This is a genomic window from Zobellella endophytica, assembly GCF_003012775.1.
GTDB classification, from domain to species: domain Bacteria; phylum Pseudomonadota; class Gammaproteobacteria; order Enterobacterales; family Aeromonadaceae; genus Oceanimonas; species Oceanimonas endophytica.
In genome coordinates this window covers 1-12,601 of record NZ_PXYG01000002.1, presented here as the reverse complement: position 1 = coordinate 12,601, position 12,601 = coordinate 1, and the positions used below count along the sequence as shown (strand labels likewise).

The following is a 12,601-nucleotide window of genomic DNA, read 5'->3' as shown; positions in this document are numbered from 1 at the left end:
GGGCGGCCAGGCTTGGCAAAAATTTATTTTTATCCATACCTGCACCGAATCGGATCAGGCACGCGGCAGCGGCGGTGCCGCGTGCCCCGTCCTCCCGGGCTAGAACAGCTCTCCCTGGGGCGCAGCGGCCTGGCCGGGAAAGGCCGGCAGCGGCGCCTTCAGCGCTGCGGCAATCTCTGCCGCCAGTTGCGGCGCCAGCCGGTTGTCGGCGGTGTGCACGAACAGGTAGACCGACTTGCCTTCGTCCAGCCAGCCGCGCAACCTGGGCAGCCAGGGTTGCCAGTAGCGCCGGTTGTAGCCGGGCTCCGGATGGCCGATAAAACGCACCATGGGGCTGTTGCCGGTGCTGATGATATGCACCGGCACCCTGGGTTTTTTGCCCTGGGCATCGGCCAGCGCCGGGGTGGCGGGCGGGCAGGAGAACACCGGCCGCGAGTCCATGATGATGCGGTTGACCCCGCGTTCCAGCAGCAGCCGGTTGAGCCGGCGCTCCGCCTCGCCCTTGGCAAAAAAGGCCGGGTGGCGCACTTCCACCCCGTATTCGATGCCGCCCGGCAGGGCATCCAGCAAGGGCTGCAACTGCGCCAGCTGCTCGGGCCCGGTGGCCCCGGACAGCTGCAGCATCACCATGCCGAGCTTGTGGTGCAGGGGGGCCAGGTGCTCGACAAAATCCCGGGCCGCGGCGATGTTATCGCCCAGCCGGCCCTGGTGGCTGACCTGGGAAGGGAACTTGAAGGTGAAGCGAAAATGGTCCGGGGTCTGGGCTTCCCAGCGCAGCAGGCTGCGTTGCTCGGGCACGCCGTAGAAGCTGGTATTGCCCTCCACGGTGTTGAATACCCGGGCGTAATCCCCCAGGTGCTCACTGTTTTTCAGCCCCCGGCTCAGCAGGTGGCCGGGCCAGTCGGGATGGGACCACTGGCTGAGGCCCAGATATAACGGCATATGACTCCTTCGTCGAAACATTAAGCTGGAAGCCGATCAAGTTGTTAGAGGATTCAGCGCCGTATTTTCAGGCCCGTTAAGACCGGCAGACTAAACCTGACGTCGAACTGGCCTTGGTATCGACCGTCACCATATGATGTTGCTTCCAGCTTCCGGCTTAATGCTACCGCGAAGCGGTTGGATCCCTGTTCGGGTTTTCCATTATACTAGCGCGCTGTTTGCTGACAAATTCAGTCCCGCGGCCTGGGCGGCCGTGCGGCAACACCATAATAGGAAGACATCCATGCGCACTCATTATTGCGGGCAGGTCAATGCTGCCCTGGTTGGCCAGAGCGTGACCTTAAGTGGCTGGGTACATCGCCGCCGCGACCTGGGCGGTCTTATCTTCATCGATATGCGCGATCGGGAAGGCCTGGTGCAGGTGTTTTTCGATCCGGACAAGGCCGGGGCCTATGAGAAGGCATCCGAATTGCGCGCCGAATTCTGCATTCAGATCAAAGGGGTGGTGCGGGCCCGTCCCGAATCCCAGGTGAACCGGGACATGGCCACCGGCGAGGTGGAGATCTTCGCCCACGAGCTCACCATCATCAACAAGGCTGCCCCCCTGCCGCTGGACTTCAACCAAAACAACTCGGAAGAGCAACGCCTCAAGTACCGCTACCTGGATTTGCGCCGCCCGGAGCAGGCCCGTTTCCTGAAAACCCGCGCCAGGGTTACCAGCCGGGTGCGCCGCTTCATGGACGAGCAGGGCTTCCTCGACATCGAGACCCCCATGCTGACCAAGGCCACCCCGGAAGGCGCGCGCGATTACCTGGTGCCGAGCCGGGTGCACAAAGGGTATTTCTACGCGCTGCCCCAGTCGCCCCAGCTGTTCAAGCAACTGCTGATGATGAGCGGCTTCGATCGCTACTACCAGATCGTCAAATGCTTCCGTGACGAAGACCTGCGCGCCGACCGCCAGCCGGAGTTCACCCAGATCGACGTGGAAACCTCCTTTATGACCGCCGATGAGGTGAGGGCCGTCATGGAGCAGCTGGTGCGCGAGCTGTGGCAGGACCTGGCCGGCGTGGATCTGGGCGCCTTCCCGGTGATGACCCATGCCGAGGCCATGCGCCGCTACGGCTCAGACAAGCCGGATCTGCGTATTGCCCTGGAGCTGACCGACATCGCCGATCTGGTGAAGGAAGTGGACTTCCAGGTGTTCGCCGGCCCGGCCAACGATCCCAGGGGCCGGGTGGCGGCCCTGCGCGTGCCCGGTGGCGCTGCGCTTTCCCGCAAGCAGATCGACGAATACGGCAAGTTCGTCACTATTTACGGTGCCAAGGGCCTGGCCTGGTTGAAGGTGAACGAGGTCGCCAAGGGCCTGGAGGGCATCCAGTCGCCGGTGGCCAAGTTCCTGAATGAATCCATCGTGGCCGAGCTGCTGGCGCGCACCGGCGCCCAGGACGGCGACGCCATCTTCTTCGGCGCTGATTCCGCCAAGGTGGTGGCTGACGCCATGGGCGCGCTGCGGCTCAAGGTGGGCAAGGATCTGGGACTGGTGGAAGAGAGCTGGAAACCGCTGTGGGTAGTCGACTTCCCGATGTTCGAGGAGGAAGACGGCCGGCTGTACGCCATGCACCATCCCTTCACCGCCGCCAAGGAGGTTTCGGTCGCCGAGCTGGAGGCCAGCCCGCTCGAGGCGGTGGCCAACGCCTACGACATGGTGATCAACGGCTACGAAGTGGGCGGCGGTTCGGTGCGTATCCACCATAACGAGATGCAGCAGACGGTGTTCCGCCTGCTCGGCATCAACGCCGAGGAGCAGCAGGAGAAGTTCGGCTTCCTGCTCGACGCCCTGAAGTACGGCACCCCGCCCCACGCCGGCCTGGCCTTCGGCCTGGATCGCCTGGTGATGCTGCTGACCGGCACCGACAATATCCGCGACGTGATCGCCTTCCCCAAGACCACCACCGCCTCCTGCCTGCTGACCGATGCGCCCAGCCTGGCCAATCCGGACGCGCTGGCGGAGCTGGCCATTCGCACCGAGCTGCCGGCGGCCCGCACCGACAAGACGGAACAGTAAGGCGTGGCCTGGAAGCACCCGGAATCGGTGCTGGTCCTCATCCATACCGAGGACCAGGTGCTGCTGCTGCAGCGCAAGGATAACCCGGACTTCTGGCAGTCGGTCACCGGCAGCCTGGAGCCGGGGGAGCGTCGCCGCCAGGCCGCCGAGCGCGAGCTGGAAGAGGAAACCGGCCTGCGGCTCGACCACGGCCTGCAACTGGTGGAAACCGGCCACCGGGTGCGCTTCGAAATCTATCCCCGCTGGCGGCATCGCTACCGCCCGGGGGTCACCCATAACTGGGAATACGAATTTTGTTTGTGCCTGCCTGCACCGCTCGAGGTGCAGTTGAGCGAACACCTGACCCAACGCTGGCTGCCGCTGGAAGAAGCCATGCGCACCGCCAGCTCCTGGACCAACAGGGACGCCATCGGCAGGCTGATTAACCGCAAGAACAACGGAGCAGAGACTTATGGCAGGTCATAGTAAATGGGCCAATATCAAGCACCGCAAGGCGGCCCAGGATGCCAAGCGCGGCAAGATCTTCACCAAGCTGATCCGTGAGCTGAGCACCGCCTCCCGCGAGGGCGGCTCGGATCCGGCCACCAACCCCCGGCTGCGGGCGGCCATCGACAAGGCGCTGTCCAACAACATGACCCGGGACACCATCGACCGGGCGGTCAAGCGCGGCGCCGGCGAGCTGGACGGCCAGGTGCTGGAAACCATCATCTACGAAGGCTACGGTCCCGGCGGCACCGCCGTGATGGTGGAGTGCATGACCGACAACCGCAACCGTACCGTGTCCGAGGTACGCCATGCCTTCTCCAGAAGCGGCGGCAACCTGGGCACCGACGGCTCGGTGGCTTACTTGTTCGAAAAGAAAGGGGTGATCAGCTACCAGGAAGCGGACGAAGAGACGGTGATGGAAGCGGCCCTGGAGGCCGGCGCCGAAGACGTGGTGGTGAACGATGACGGCTCCATCGACGTCTACACCCTGTGGGACGAGTTCGGCGCCGTCAAGGATGCGCTGGATGCCGGCGGGCTGACCGCCGACAACGCAGAAGTGACCATGATCCCTTCCACCAAGGCGGAGCTGGACGAAGACACCGCGCCCAAGCTGCTGCGGCTTATCGACATGCTCGAGGACGCGGACGATGTGCAGGAGGTCTACCACAACGGCGAGATCTCCGATGAACTGGCTCAAAAGCTGTAAGCGGTATGCTTGAAGCTGGAAGCAGCCCGACGGCGACGGTGGATTGGCAGAGCCGGTTTGGTATAGGTCAGGGTCTGTTAGTGTCACCACCCTGCAAGTGTGGCGTTGCTCCAGTCAGCGGCTCGATCTGCTTCCAGCTTATAGCTTCCAGCTTCCGGCTTTATTGATATGTCGATTATCCTCGGTATCGATCCCGGCTCGCGCATCACCGGCTACGGCGTGGTGCGTCAGGCCGGCAACAAGATGGAATACCTCGGCTCGGGCTGCATCCGCATGGCCGATGACGCGCTGGCGCCCCGGCTGAAAAAAATCTACGACGGGGTGAGCGAGATCATTCTGCAGTTTCGGCCCGAACTGTTCGCCATCGAACAGGTGTTTATGGCGCGCAACCCGGACTCGGCGCTGAAGCTGGGCCAGGCCCGGGGCGCGGCCATCGTCGCGGCCGCCAATGCCGGCCTGGAGGTGGCGGAGTATTCCGCCCGTCAGATCAAGCAGGCGGTGGTCGGCCAGGGGGGCGCTGACAAGGCCCAGGTGCAGCATATGGTGTGCAAGCTGCTGGCCCTGCCTGGTACGCCCCAGGCCGATGCCGCCGATGCCCTGGCGGTGGCCCTGTGCCACGGCCACACCCGCCAGGGCCTGATCAGCATGGCCGGCCAGGTACGCGGCACGGTACGGGGACGGTTGCGGTAATATCGGGGACTGGGGACTGTCCAATCCCCAATCTCTAATCCCGAGTCCCTGTGTCCAATGCATGGATATTTATCCAGTTATTCATTATGCTTGCGCCACACAGAATTGGTTAGCGGGGAGCCCCAGTGATAGGTCGGTTGAAAGGTATCATCAGCGAAAAACAGGCACCGGAGATCCTGCTGGATGTGAACGGGGTGGGCTACGAGATCACCCTGCCGATGAGCTGTTTCTACGAATTGCCCAAGACGGGAGAGCCGGTGACCCTGCTCACCCATTTCGTGGTGCGGGAAGACGCCCAGCTGCTGTTCGGTTTCAACACCAGGACCGAGCGGGCCCTGTTCCGGGAACTGATCAAGACCAACGGCGTGGGCCCCAAGCTGGCGCTGGCCATCCTCTCCGGCATGACCGCCGACCAGTTTATCCATAACGTGGAGCAGGGCGAAATCGGCGCCCTGGTCAAGCTGCCCGGGGTGGGCAAGAAGACCGCCGAGCGGCTGATCGTGGAGATGCGCGACCGGCTCAAGGGCTTTGGCGGCTATGACCTGTTCAATCCGGCACCCGAGTCGGCGACGTCCGCGGTCCTTGCCGACAGCGCCCGGGACGAGGCCGTGGCCGCGCTGCTGGCGCTCGGCTACAAGGCGGCCCAGGCGGAGCAGGCGATGAAGCGAATCGCCAAGCCCGAGATGAACGCCGAACAGCTGATCCGGGAAGCCCTGCGGAGCATGGGATAAGTCATGATAGAAGCGGACCGTTTTATCAACCCGGCCCCCCGGCGGGAAGAAGAAGCCATCGACAGGGCCATCCGGCCCAAGGCGCTGGCCGACTACCGCGGCCAGGATCATGTGCGCAGCCAGATGGAAATCTTTATCGAGGCGGCCCGCCGGCGGGAAGAGGCGCTGGATCACCTGCTGATCTTCGGCCCGCCCGGCCTCGGCAAGACCACCCTCGCCAATATCGTCGCCAATGAGATGGGGGTGAGCATCAAGACCACCTCGGGTCCGGTGCTGGAAAAGGCCGGCGATCTGGCGGCCATGCTCACCAACCTGGAGCCCGGCGACGTGCTCTTTATCGATGAAATCCACCGCCTGAGCCCGGTGGTGGAGGAGATCCTCTATCCGGCGATGGAAGACTACCAGCTCGATATCATGATCGGCGAAGGCCCGGCGGCCCGCTCCATCAAGCTCGAGCTGCCGCCCTTCACCCTGGTGGGCGCGACCACCCGGGCCGGCTCCCTGACCTCGCCGCTGCGTGACCGTTTCGGCATAGTGCAACGGCTGGAGTTTTACCAGGTGGCGGATCTGGCCCATATCATCAGCCGCAGCGCCGACAAGCTGGGACTGACCATCAGCGAAGAGGGGGCCTTCGAGATGGCGCGCCGGGCCCGGGGTACGCCGCGCATCGCCAACCGGCTGCTGCGTCGGGTGCGGGACTTCGCCGAGGTCAAGGGCAGCGGTGCGATCGACGCCACCATCGCCACCCAGGCGCTGGACATGCTGGATGTCGACAAGCAGGGCTTTGATTACATGGATCGCAAGTTGCTGCACGCGGTGCTCGACAAGTTCCTGGGCGGTCCGGTGGGGCTCGACAACCTGGCGGCGGCCATCGGCGAAGAAAAGGAAACCATCGAGGACGTGATCGAGCCCTACCTTATCCAACAGGGTTTTTTGCAGCGCACCCCCCGGGGCCGCATCGCCACCCCCCGGGCCTACCTGCACTTCGGCTTCGAGCTGCCGGAGTCCTGACGGGAGCTGAAAGCCGGAAGCCTGAAGTCGACCGAGTGGCGGGCAGACCCGGCTTCCGGCTTTCGCTCCCGGGTCAGCCAGTGTCGTGCCGGCCCGGGCTTGTCTTCTTTCCCTCATATGACTCAGGTATAGTATCCGCATCTTTTCAGCCGGACCGATGATGGTTAATGTCTGACACACAGTTTTATTGGCCGGTGCGTATCTATTACGAGGATACCGACGCCGGCGGCATCGTTTATAACGCCAACTATTTGAAATTTATGGAAAGAGCGCGCACGGAGTGGCTGCGGGCCCGGGGCGTGGAGCAGGACCGGCTGCTGGCCGACGGCGTGGCCTTCGTGGTGCGGCGGCTGGAGCTGGATCTGCGCCGTCCTGCACGTTTCAATGATGCATTAAAAGTCACCGTGACGGTGAAAATGCTGAAACGTGCCTCTATTGTGTTTGAGCAGGAAATTCTGGATGATGCCGGCCTTTGCCTGGCCAGAGGCGAAGTGGTTATCGCTTGCGTCCAGGTTGCTCATATGAAACCTTTTGCCATTCCTGAACCGCTGATGGGAGTATTGTCAGGTGCACGCTGAAATTTCGTTTATCGGGTTGTTTTTGGAAGCCAGCCTGCTGGTTCAGCTGGTGATGCTGCTGTTGCTGGGCATGTCCATTCTGTCCTGGGCCCTGATCATCAACCGGCGCAAGGTGCTGAGCACGGCACGCAGCGATGCGGATCATTTCGAGGACAAGTTCTGGTCGGGTTCCGATCTGAGCCGCCTTTACCATGAAAGCAACGCCCGTCGTGATGACCTGGCCGGCATGGAGCAGATCTTTCACGCCGGCTTCAAGGAATTTGTGCGCCTGCAAAAACAGGGGCGGGCCCAGGACAGCATACTGGAAGGCACCTACCGCACCATGCGGGTTGCGCTGTCCCGGGAAGTGGACCGGCTGGAAACCAACCTGTCGCTGCTGGCCACCATCGGCTCCATCAGTCCCTATATCGGCCTGTTCGGTACCGTTTGGGGCATCATGAACGCTTTTATCGCCCTGGCCGAAGTGCAGCAGGCGACATTGTCGATGGTGGCGCCGGGGATTGCCGAAGCCCTGATCGCCACCGCCCTGGGCTTGTTTGCCGCCATTCCGGCGGTTATCGCCTACAACAGGTTCAGCTACCAGGTGGAGCGCCTGGAAAACCACCTGGCCAACTTCATGGATGAATTCTCAACCATTCTCAACCGTCAAGTGATGACAGGTGCGAACTGATGCATGGGTATCAACGCCGGCGCCGTAAAAGGGTCGCCGAAATCAACGTAGTTCCCTATATCGACGTGATGCTGGTGCTGCTGATCATCTTCATGGCCACGGCACCGGTCATTACCCAGGGGGTCAAGGTTGACCTGCCCCAGGCCGAGGCGGAAATGCTGCCGGAAGACAGCGAAAAACCGCTGGTGGCCTCCATCGACGCGGACGGGCGCTATTTCCTCGATGTGGGCGACAGCCGGGACGAAGCGGTCGACCTGCTGGAGCTGGCGTCCATGGTGCAGAACCAGCTGAGGACCACCCCCGAGGCACCGGTGGTGGTGAAGGGCGACGCCAATGTGCGCTACGACGCGGTGATCCAGCTGATGGCCACGCTGAAGGCGGCTGGGGTGCCGTCCGTCGGCCTGATGACCCAACCGGAGCAATAACGGACCCATGACCGAGCAAGGCGGTATTCGCAAATCGTTGCTGGTCTCGCTGGCCTTACACCTGGCCATCGGGGTGGTGATGCTGGTGGGCATTAATTTCAGTGCCCCCAAACGGCCGACACAGGCGGTATCCATTATCGAAGCCACCATGATCGACGACGGCCTGGTGGCGGCCCAGGCCGAGCGTCTGGCCGATATGCAGGCCCGGCAGCAAGAGGCCCAGGCCTCGGAGCAGGCCAGGCTGGAAGCGGAGCAGGCGGCGGCGGAAGAAGCCGAGCGGCTGGCCGAGCAGCAGAAGGCGGCGGAAGAGGCGGCGCGGCAGGCGGAGCAACAGCAGGCCATCGCGGCTCAGCAGGCGCAGGCCGAGCAGGAACGCCAGCAGGTGATCGAGCAGCGCAAGGCCGAGGAAGCCCGCAAGGCGGAAGAGGCGCGCAAGGCCGAGGAAGCCCGCAAGGCCGAGGAAGCGAGAAAGCAGGCGGCCGCGGAGCAGGCGCGTAAAGCCGAGGAAGCAAAAAAGCAGGCGGAAGCCGAACAGCAGCGCAAAGCGGAAGAAGCCAGGAAGCAGGCGGAAGCCGAGCAGCAGCGCAAGGCCGAAGAGGCGCGCAAGGCCGCCGAAGCCAAAAAACAGGCGGAAGCCGAACAGCAGCGCAAGGCCGAAGAGGCACGCAAGGCCGCCGAAGCCAAAAAACAGGCGGAAGCCGAACAGCAGCGCAAGGCGGAGGAAGCCAGGAAACAGGCACAGGCGGACGCCGAGCGGAAAAAGCGGGAACAGGAGCAGGCGTTGAAAGATCTGGAGGCGCTGATGGGCTCCAGCCCCACGGGGTCGACCTCTTCCAAGGCGTCGGCCGGGGAAGTGGATCGTTATACCGGCATGATTATCGCAGCCATCAAGCGCAACTGGCTGGTTGATCCTACCATGGTAGGCAAGCAGTGCCGCATCAGCGTGCAGGTGGCCGCCGACGGACTCATTCTCAGGATCAGCGAAGGGCAGGGGGATGCGGTGGTCTGCCGCTCGGCGCAGACGGCGATCAGAAAGACCGGCACCCTGCCGATGCCCAAGGATCCTGAAGTAAGCAAGCAGTTACAAAACCTGAATTTGACGCTGATACCGGAGCTCTAGTGATGACAAAAAAATGGTTGTGGTTATGGCTGCCGCTGCTCCTGCTCGCAGGGCGGGCTCAGGCAGCACTGGATATCATTATTACCGGCGGCATCGACAGTGCCCGCCCGGTGGCGGTGGTGCCCTTTCAGTGGACCGGCGGCGGTGCCGTACCCCAGGATCTGGCGGCGGTGATCGGCAGCGACTTGCGCAACAGCGGCATGTTCCGTCCGCTGGAGGTGAGTGCCCTGCCGCAGCGAGTGACACGGGCCAGCGAGCTGAATCCCGCCCTGTGGGGCTCCCGTCAGGTCGAGGCGGTGGTGGTAGGCACCATAGAGCCGGCCGGTGGGGATCAGTACCGTATCAGCTTCGAGCTGGCCGATGTGCTGGACAGCAACGGCGCCCAGTTGCTGGAAAGCCGCAGTGCCACCGTGCCGGCAGCCCAGTTGCGCCAGTACGCCCACCGCATGGCGGACATTATTTTCGAGAAACTGACCGGCATCAAGGGCGCCTTCCTGACCCGGATTGCCTATGTCACCGTGCAGCACGGGGCCGAGTATCCCTACCAGCTGATGATTGCCGACTACGACGGTTTCAACGAGCAGGTACTGCTGCGTTCGCGTGAACCGCTGATGTCCCCCTCCTGGTCGCCGGACGGCCGCAAGCTGGCCTACGTTTCCTTCGAAAACAAGAAGGCCGAAATAGTGGTGCAGGACATCTACAGCCAGCAACGCCAGGTGGTGAGCTCCCAGCCCGGCATCAACGGCGCACCGCGCTGGTCACCGGATGGCGGCCGTTTGGCGCTGGTACTGTCCCGGGACGGCCAACCGGAAATATATGTACTCAATCTTGCCAGCAAGCAGTTGACCAGGGTGACCCAGAACCGCACAATCGATACCGAGCCCGCCTGGTCTGCCGATGGCAGCGCCCTGTATTTTGCGTCCGAACGGGGCGGCCGCCCGCAGATCTACCGGGCCGATCTGGGTTCAGGCGACACCCGTCGCGTGACTTTCCAGGGCGACATGAATCTGGGCCCCAGTGTGACCGGCGATGGCAACAGCCTGGTGCTGGTCAGTCGTTCTCAGGGTCAATACCGAATTGCTCGTCAGGAGCTGGATAGCGGTCATATGCAGGTGTTAACAGAAACCCAGCTGGATGAATCGCCAAGCCCGGCACCAAACGGCACTATGATCATCTATAGTACCACCTATCAGGGCCGCCAGGTGCTGTCCCTGGTGTCTATGGATGGTCGCTTCAAGGCCAGGCTGCCAGCACGAAGCGGTGATGTTCGTGCACCGGCATGGTCACCGTTCCTAAACTAAACCGTTGCAATATCTAAGGAAAAATGATGCAAATGAAAAAACTGCTTCAGAGTCTGGCCGTAGCTCTGCCCATGTTGACCCTGGCTGCATGTAGCTCCACCAGTGATTCCGATGCGATGACCGGCACCGATGGCAGCTACCAGGGCGGTGTGCAAACCGGCGGCGCCGGCGGTGCTTTGTCTGCCGAGGAGCAGATGCGTCAGCAGTACGAAGCCCTGCGTCGTGAAAACGTGATCTACTTCGAGTTCGATCGCGACGAAGTGACCGGCCACTACGCCCAGGTGCTGGAAGCGCACGCCAGCTTCCTGCGTTCCAACCCCTCCGTCAGCGTGCTGGTCGAAGGCCATGCGGACGAGCGCGGCACCCCCGAGTACAACATCGCCCTGGGCGAGCGTCGTGCCAAGGCGGTGACCAGCTACCTGCAGAGCCTGGGTGTCAGCGGTGCCCAGCTGGCCATCGTCAGCTACGGTGAGGAAAAGCCGATCGATACCTCTCGCACCGAAGACGGTTTCTCCAAAAACCGCCGTGCGGTTCTGGTCTACTAAGGTTTGAATCTGTCCTATGAAGATTAAGTTAGCGGCCATTTCGATGGCCGCTGTTTTATCCACAGCGGCATGGGCCCAGGCGCCAGTGGTCAGCGTGGGTAGCAGCGGTTCCGTCAATGATCGCCTGGCCGAGCTGGAGCGCGCCTTCAACGCCAGAAGCCAGGCACAAATCGATCAGCAGCGACAGCTGAACGCCCTGCAGCAGGAAGTCAGCGAATTGCGCGGCTTGCTGGAAGAGCAGAGCTATCGCCTGGAGCAGGTGGTGGAGCGCCAGCGTTCCCTGCTGGCGGCGCAACAGGATGCGGCTGCGCAGCAGCAGGCACCGGCCGCGTCCGCCGGGCGGGGCACCGCCGAGCAGGATGCTGCAGCCTCGGGCGGTGGCAAGGCCTCCGCGCCCGCCGGTGGCGACGAGCAGGCGGCCTATGACAATGCGGTCAACCTGGTGCTGCAGGACAAAGACTACGATGCGGCCATCCCCGCTTTCGCCCGTTTCATTACCCAGTATCCCCAGTCGACCTATGTGCCCAATGCCCATTACTGGCTGGGGCAGCTGCTCTATGCCCAGCAGCGTTTCGACCAGGCCAAGGCGCAGTTTACCCGGGTGGTCGAGGCCTACCAGACGTCCAACAAGCGAGCCGACTCGATTCTGAAGCTGGGCGTCATCGCCAAGGAGCAGGGGGACAACAACCTGGCCAGGCAGTACTTTGAGCAGGTACTGAGCGAATACGGCAGCAGCAGCGCGGCCCGTTTGGCCCAGGAATATCTGGGCGGACTCTAGGCCGGGCGACGATGTTGATGGATTTTTGAGAGAGTCGCTTGATCCTTAAGCAAACGGTAGTAAATGACAATTTTCCTGTTGCGTCCGGCCATTAAATCCGTATTATAGGCCGCCGTTGGCAGGGCAGCTTCAGCTGCCTGGCCAGAGGGTCGTTAGCTCAGTTGGTAGAGCAGTTGACTTTTAATCAATTGGTCGCAGGTTCGAATCCTGCACGACCCACCATATTCCCGGACGCTTAGCTCAGCCGGGAGAGCACCTCCCTTACAAGGAGGGGGTCACTGGTTCGATCCCAGTAGCGTCCACCAGTTTTCGCACTTTTGCAAAAGTGCATCCGGTTTTCGTGGGTGGTTAGCTCAGCCGGGAGAGCACCTCCCTTACAAGGAGGGGGTCACTGGTTCGATCCCAGTACCACCCACCACGAACTTCGGGTCGTTAGCTCAGTTGGTAGAGCAGTTGACTTTTAATCAATTGGTCGCAGGTTCGAATCCTGCACGACCCACCATATTCCCGGACGCTTAGCTCAGCCGGGAGAGCACCTCCCTTACAAGGAGGG

14 protein-coding genes and 4 tRNA genes are annotated in these 12,601 nt (G+C 62.5%); 17 read left to right on the top strand and 1 reads right to left on the bottom strand.

The genetic code is table 11. From position 1 onward, the window contains the following. Nucleotides 1-99 precede the first annotated feature (99 nt). Nucleotides 100-942 (bottom strand): DUF72 domain-containing protein, encoded by an 843-nt coding sequence (locus C7H85_RS05225; RefSeq protein ID WP_106728668.1) that lies wholly within the window; start codon nt 940-942, stop codon nt 100-102. 283 nt (nt 943-1,225) lie between these two features. Between C7H85_RS05225 and aspS the strand changes: the two genes are divergently transcribed. From aspS to C7H85_RS05140, 17 genes are all read left to right on the top strand, one after another. Then, on the top strand, nt 1,226-3,007 hold the full coding sequence (aspS, locus tag C7H85_RS05220; RefSeq protein WP_106728667.1) for an aspartate--tRNA ligase: 1,782 nt from the start codon (nt 1,226-1,228) through the stop codon (nt 3,005-3,007). A 3-nt stretch (nt 3,008-3,010) separates the two neighbouring features. Then, on the top strand, nt 3,011-3,472 hold the full coding sequence (nudB, locus tag C7H85_RS05215; protein WP_106728666.1) for a dihydroneopterin triphosphate diphosphatase: 462 nt from the start codon (nt 3,011-3,013) through the stop codon (nt 3,470-3,472). Beyond that, nucleotides 3,459-4,199: a YebC/PmpR family DNA-binding transcriptional regulator gene (locus C7H85_RS05210; RefSeq protein ID WP_106728665.1), complete on the top strand. Its 741-nt coding sequence runs from the start codon at nt 3,459-3,461 to the stop codon at nt 4,197-4,199. The genes nudB and C7H85_RS05210 overlap by 14 nt, the downstream gene beginning before the upstream one ends. A gap of 168 nt (nt 4,200-4,367) precedes the next feature. Beyond that, complete coding sequence (ruvC, locus tag C7H85_RS05205; protein ID WP_106728664.1) at nt 4,368-4,889, top strand: crossover junction endodeoxyribonuclease RuvC; 522 nt, start codon at nt 4,368-4,370, stop codon at nt 4,887-4,889. Between the two features lie 125 nt (nt 4,890-5,014). Next, nucleotides 5,015-5,620 carry a Holliday junction branch migration protein RuvA gene (gene ruvA / locus C7H85_RS05200; RefSeq protein ID WP_106728663.1) on the top strand — a complete coding sequence of 202 codons (606 nt, stop codon included), beginning with the start codon at nt 5,015-5,017 and terminating at the stop codon, nt 5,618-5,620. Nucleotides 5,621-5,623: 3 nt separating this feature from the next. Next, on the top strand, nt 5,624-6,631 hold the full coding sequence (ruvB, locus tag C7H85_RS05195; RefSeq protein ID WP_106728662.1) for a Holliday junction branch migration DNA helicase RuvB: 1,008 nt from the start codon (nt 5,624-5,626) through the stop codon (nt 6,629-6,631). 167 nt (nt 6,632-6,798) lie between these two features. Continuing rightward, nucleotides 6,799-7,209, top strand: a complete 411-nt coding sequence (gene ybgC / locus C7H85_RS05190) for a tol-pal system-associated acyl-CoA thioesterase (RefSeq protein WP_106728661.1) — start codon at nt 6,799-6,801, stop codon at nt 7,207-7,209. Beyond that, nucleotides 7,199-7,879, top strand: a complete 681-nt coding sequence (gene tolQ, locus C7H85_RS05185) for a protein TolQ (protein ID WP_106728660.1) — start codon at nt 7,199-7,201, stop codon at nt 7,877-7,879. Before ybgC ends, tolQ begins: the two co-directional genes overlap by 11 nt. After that, entirely contained in the window at nt 7,879-8,304 is a 426-nt protein-coding gene (gene tolR, locus C7H85_RS05180; RefSeq protein WP_106728659.1) for a protein TolR, read from the top strand. Before tolQ ends, tolR begins: the two co-directional genes overlap by 1 nt. Before the next feature lie 7 nt (nt 8,305-8,311). Beyond that, nucleotides 8,312-9,424: a cell envelope integrity protein TolA gene (tolA, locus tag C7H85_RS05175; protein WP_106728658.1), complete on the top strand. Its 1,113-nt coding sequence runs from the start codon at nt 8,312-8,314 to the stop codon at nt 9,422-9,424. A 2-nt stretch (nt 9,425-9,426) separates the two neighbouring features. Continuing rightward, entirely contained in the window at nt 9,427-10,725 is a 1,299-nt protein-coding gene (tolB, locus tag C7H85_RS05170; protein ID WP_106728657.1) for a Tol-Pal system beta propeller repeat protein TolB, read from the top strand. 26 nt (nt 10,726-10,751) lie between these two features. Next, nucleotides 10,752-11,270, top strand: coding sequence for a peptidoglycan-associated lipoprotein Pal (gene pal, locus C7H85_RS05165; protein ID WP_106728656.1), 519 nt, complete (start codon nt 10,752-10,754; stop codon nt 11,268-11,270). 94 nt (nt 11,271-11,364) lie between these two features. Next, complete coding sequence (gene ybgF, locus C7H85_RS05160) at nt 11,365-12,048, top strand: tol-pal system protein YbgF (protein WP_245879582.1); 684 nt, start codon at nt 11,365-11,367, stop codon at nt 12,046-12,048. Between the two features lie 146 nt (nt 12,049-12,194). Then, nucleotides 12,195-12,270: transfer RNA gene (locus C7H85_RS05155), tRNA-Lys, on the top strand. 7 nt (nt 12,271-12,277) lie between these two features. Continuing rightward, nucleotides 12,278-12,353: transfer RNA gene (locus C7H85_RS05150), tRNA-Val, on the top strand. 37 nt (nt 12,354-12,390) lie between these two features. Beyond that, nucleotides 12,391-12,466 (top strand) — tRNA-Val (locus tag C7H85_RS05145). Between the two features lie 8 nt (nt 12,467-12,474). Further along, nucleotides 12,475-12,550, top strand: a tRNA-Lys gene (locus tag C7H85_RS05140). Nucleotides 12,551-12,601: the final 51 nt, after the last annotated feature.

Excerpts from the sequence above, each read along its gene's own strand:
- aspS (WP_106728667.1), top strand. The coding sequence starts at position 1,226 with ATGCGCACTCATTATTGCGGGCAGGTCAATGCTGCCCTGGTTGGCCAG.
- ruvB (WP_106728662.1), top strand. The coding sequence starts at position 5,624 with ATGATAGAAGCGGACCGTTTTATCAACCCGGCCCCCCGGCGGGAAGAA.
- ruvC (WP_106728664.1), top strand. The coding sequence starts at position 4,368 with ATGTCGATTATCCTCGGTATCGATCCCGGCTCGCGCATCACCGGCTAC.
- C7H85_RS05225 (WP_106728668.1), bottom strand. The coding sequence starts at position 942 with ATGCCGTTATATCTGGGCCTCAGCCAGTGGTCCCATCCCGACTGGCCC.
- tolA (WP_106728658.1), top strand. The coding sequence starts at position 8,312 with ATGACCGAGCAAGGCGGTATTCGCAAATCGTTGCTGGTCTCGCTGGCC.
- C7H85_RS05210 (WP_106728665.1), top strand. The coding sequence starts at position 3,459 with ATGGCAGGTCATAGTAAATGGGCCAATATCAAGCACCGCAAGGCGGCC.
- ybgC (WP_106728661.1), top strand. The coding sequence starts at position 6,799 with ATGTCTGACACACAGTTTTATTGGCCGGTGCGTATCTATTACGAGGAT.
- tolR (WP_106728659.1), top strand. The coding sequence starts at position 7,879 with ATGCATGGGTATCAACGCCGGCGCCGTAAAAGGGTCGCCGAAATCAAC.
- tolB (WP_106728657.1), top strand. The coding sequence starts at position 9,427 with ATGACAAAAAAATGGTTGTGGTTATGGCTGCCGCTGCTCCTGCTCGCA.
- pal (WP_106728656.1), top strand. The coding sequence starts at position 10,752 with ATGCAAATGAAAAAACTGCTTCAGAGTCTGGCCGTAGCTCTGCCCATG.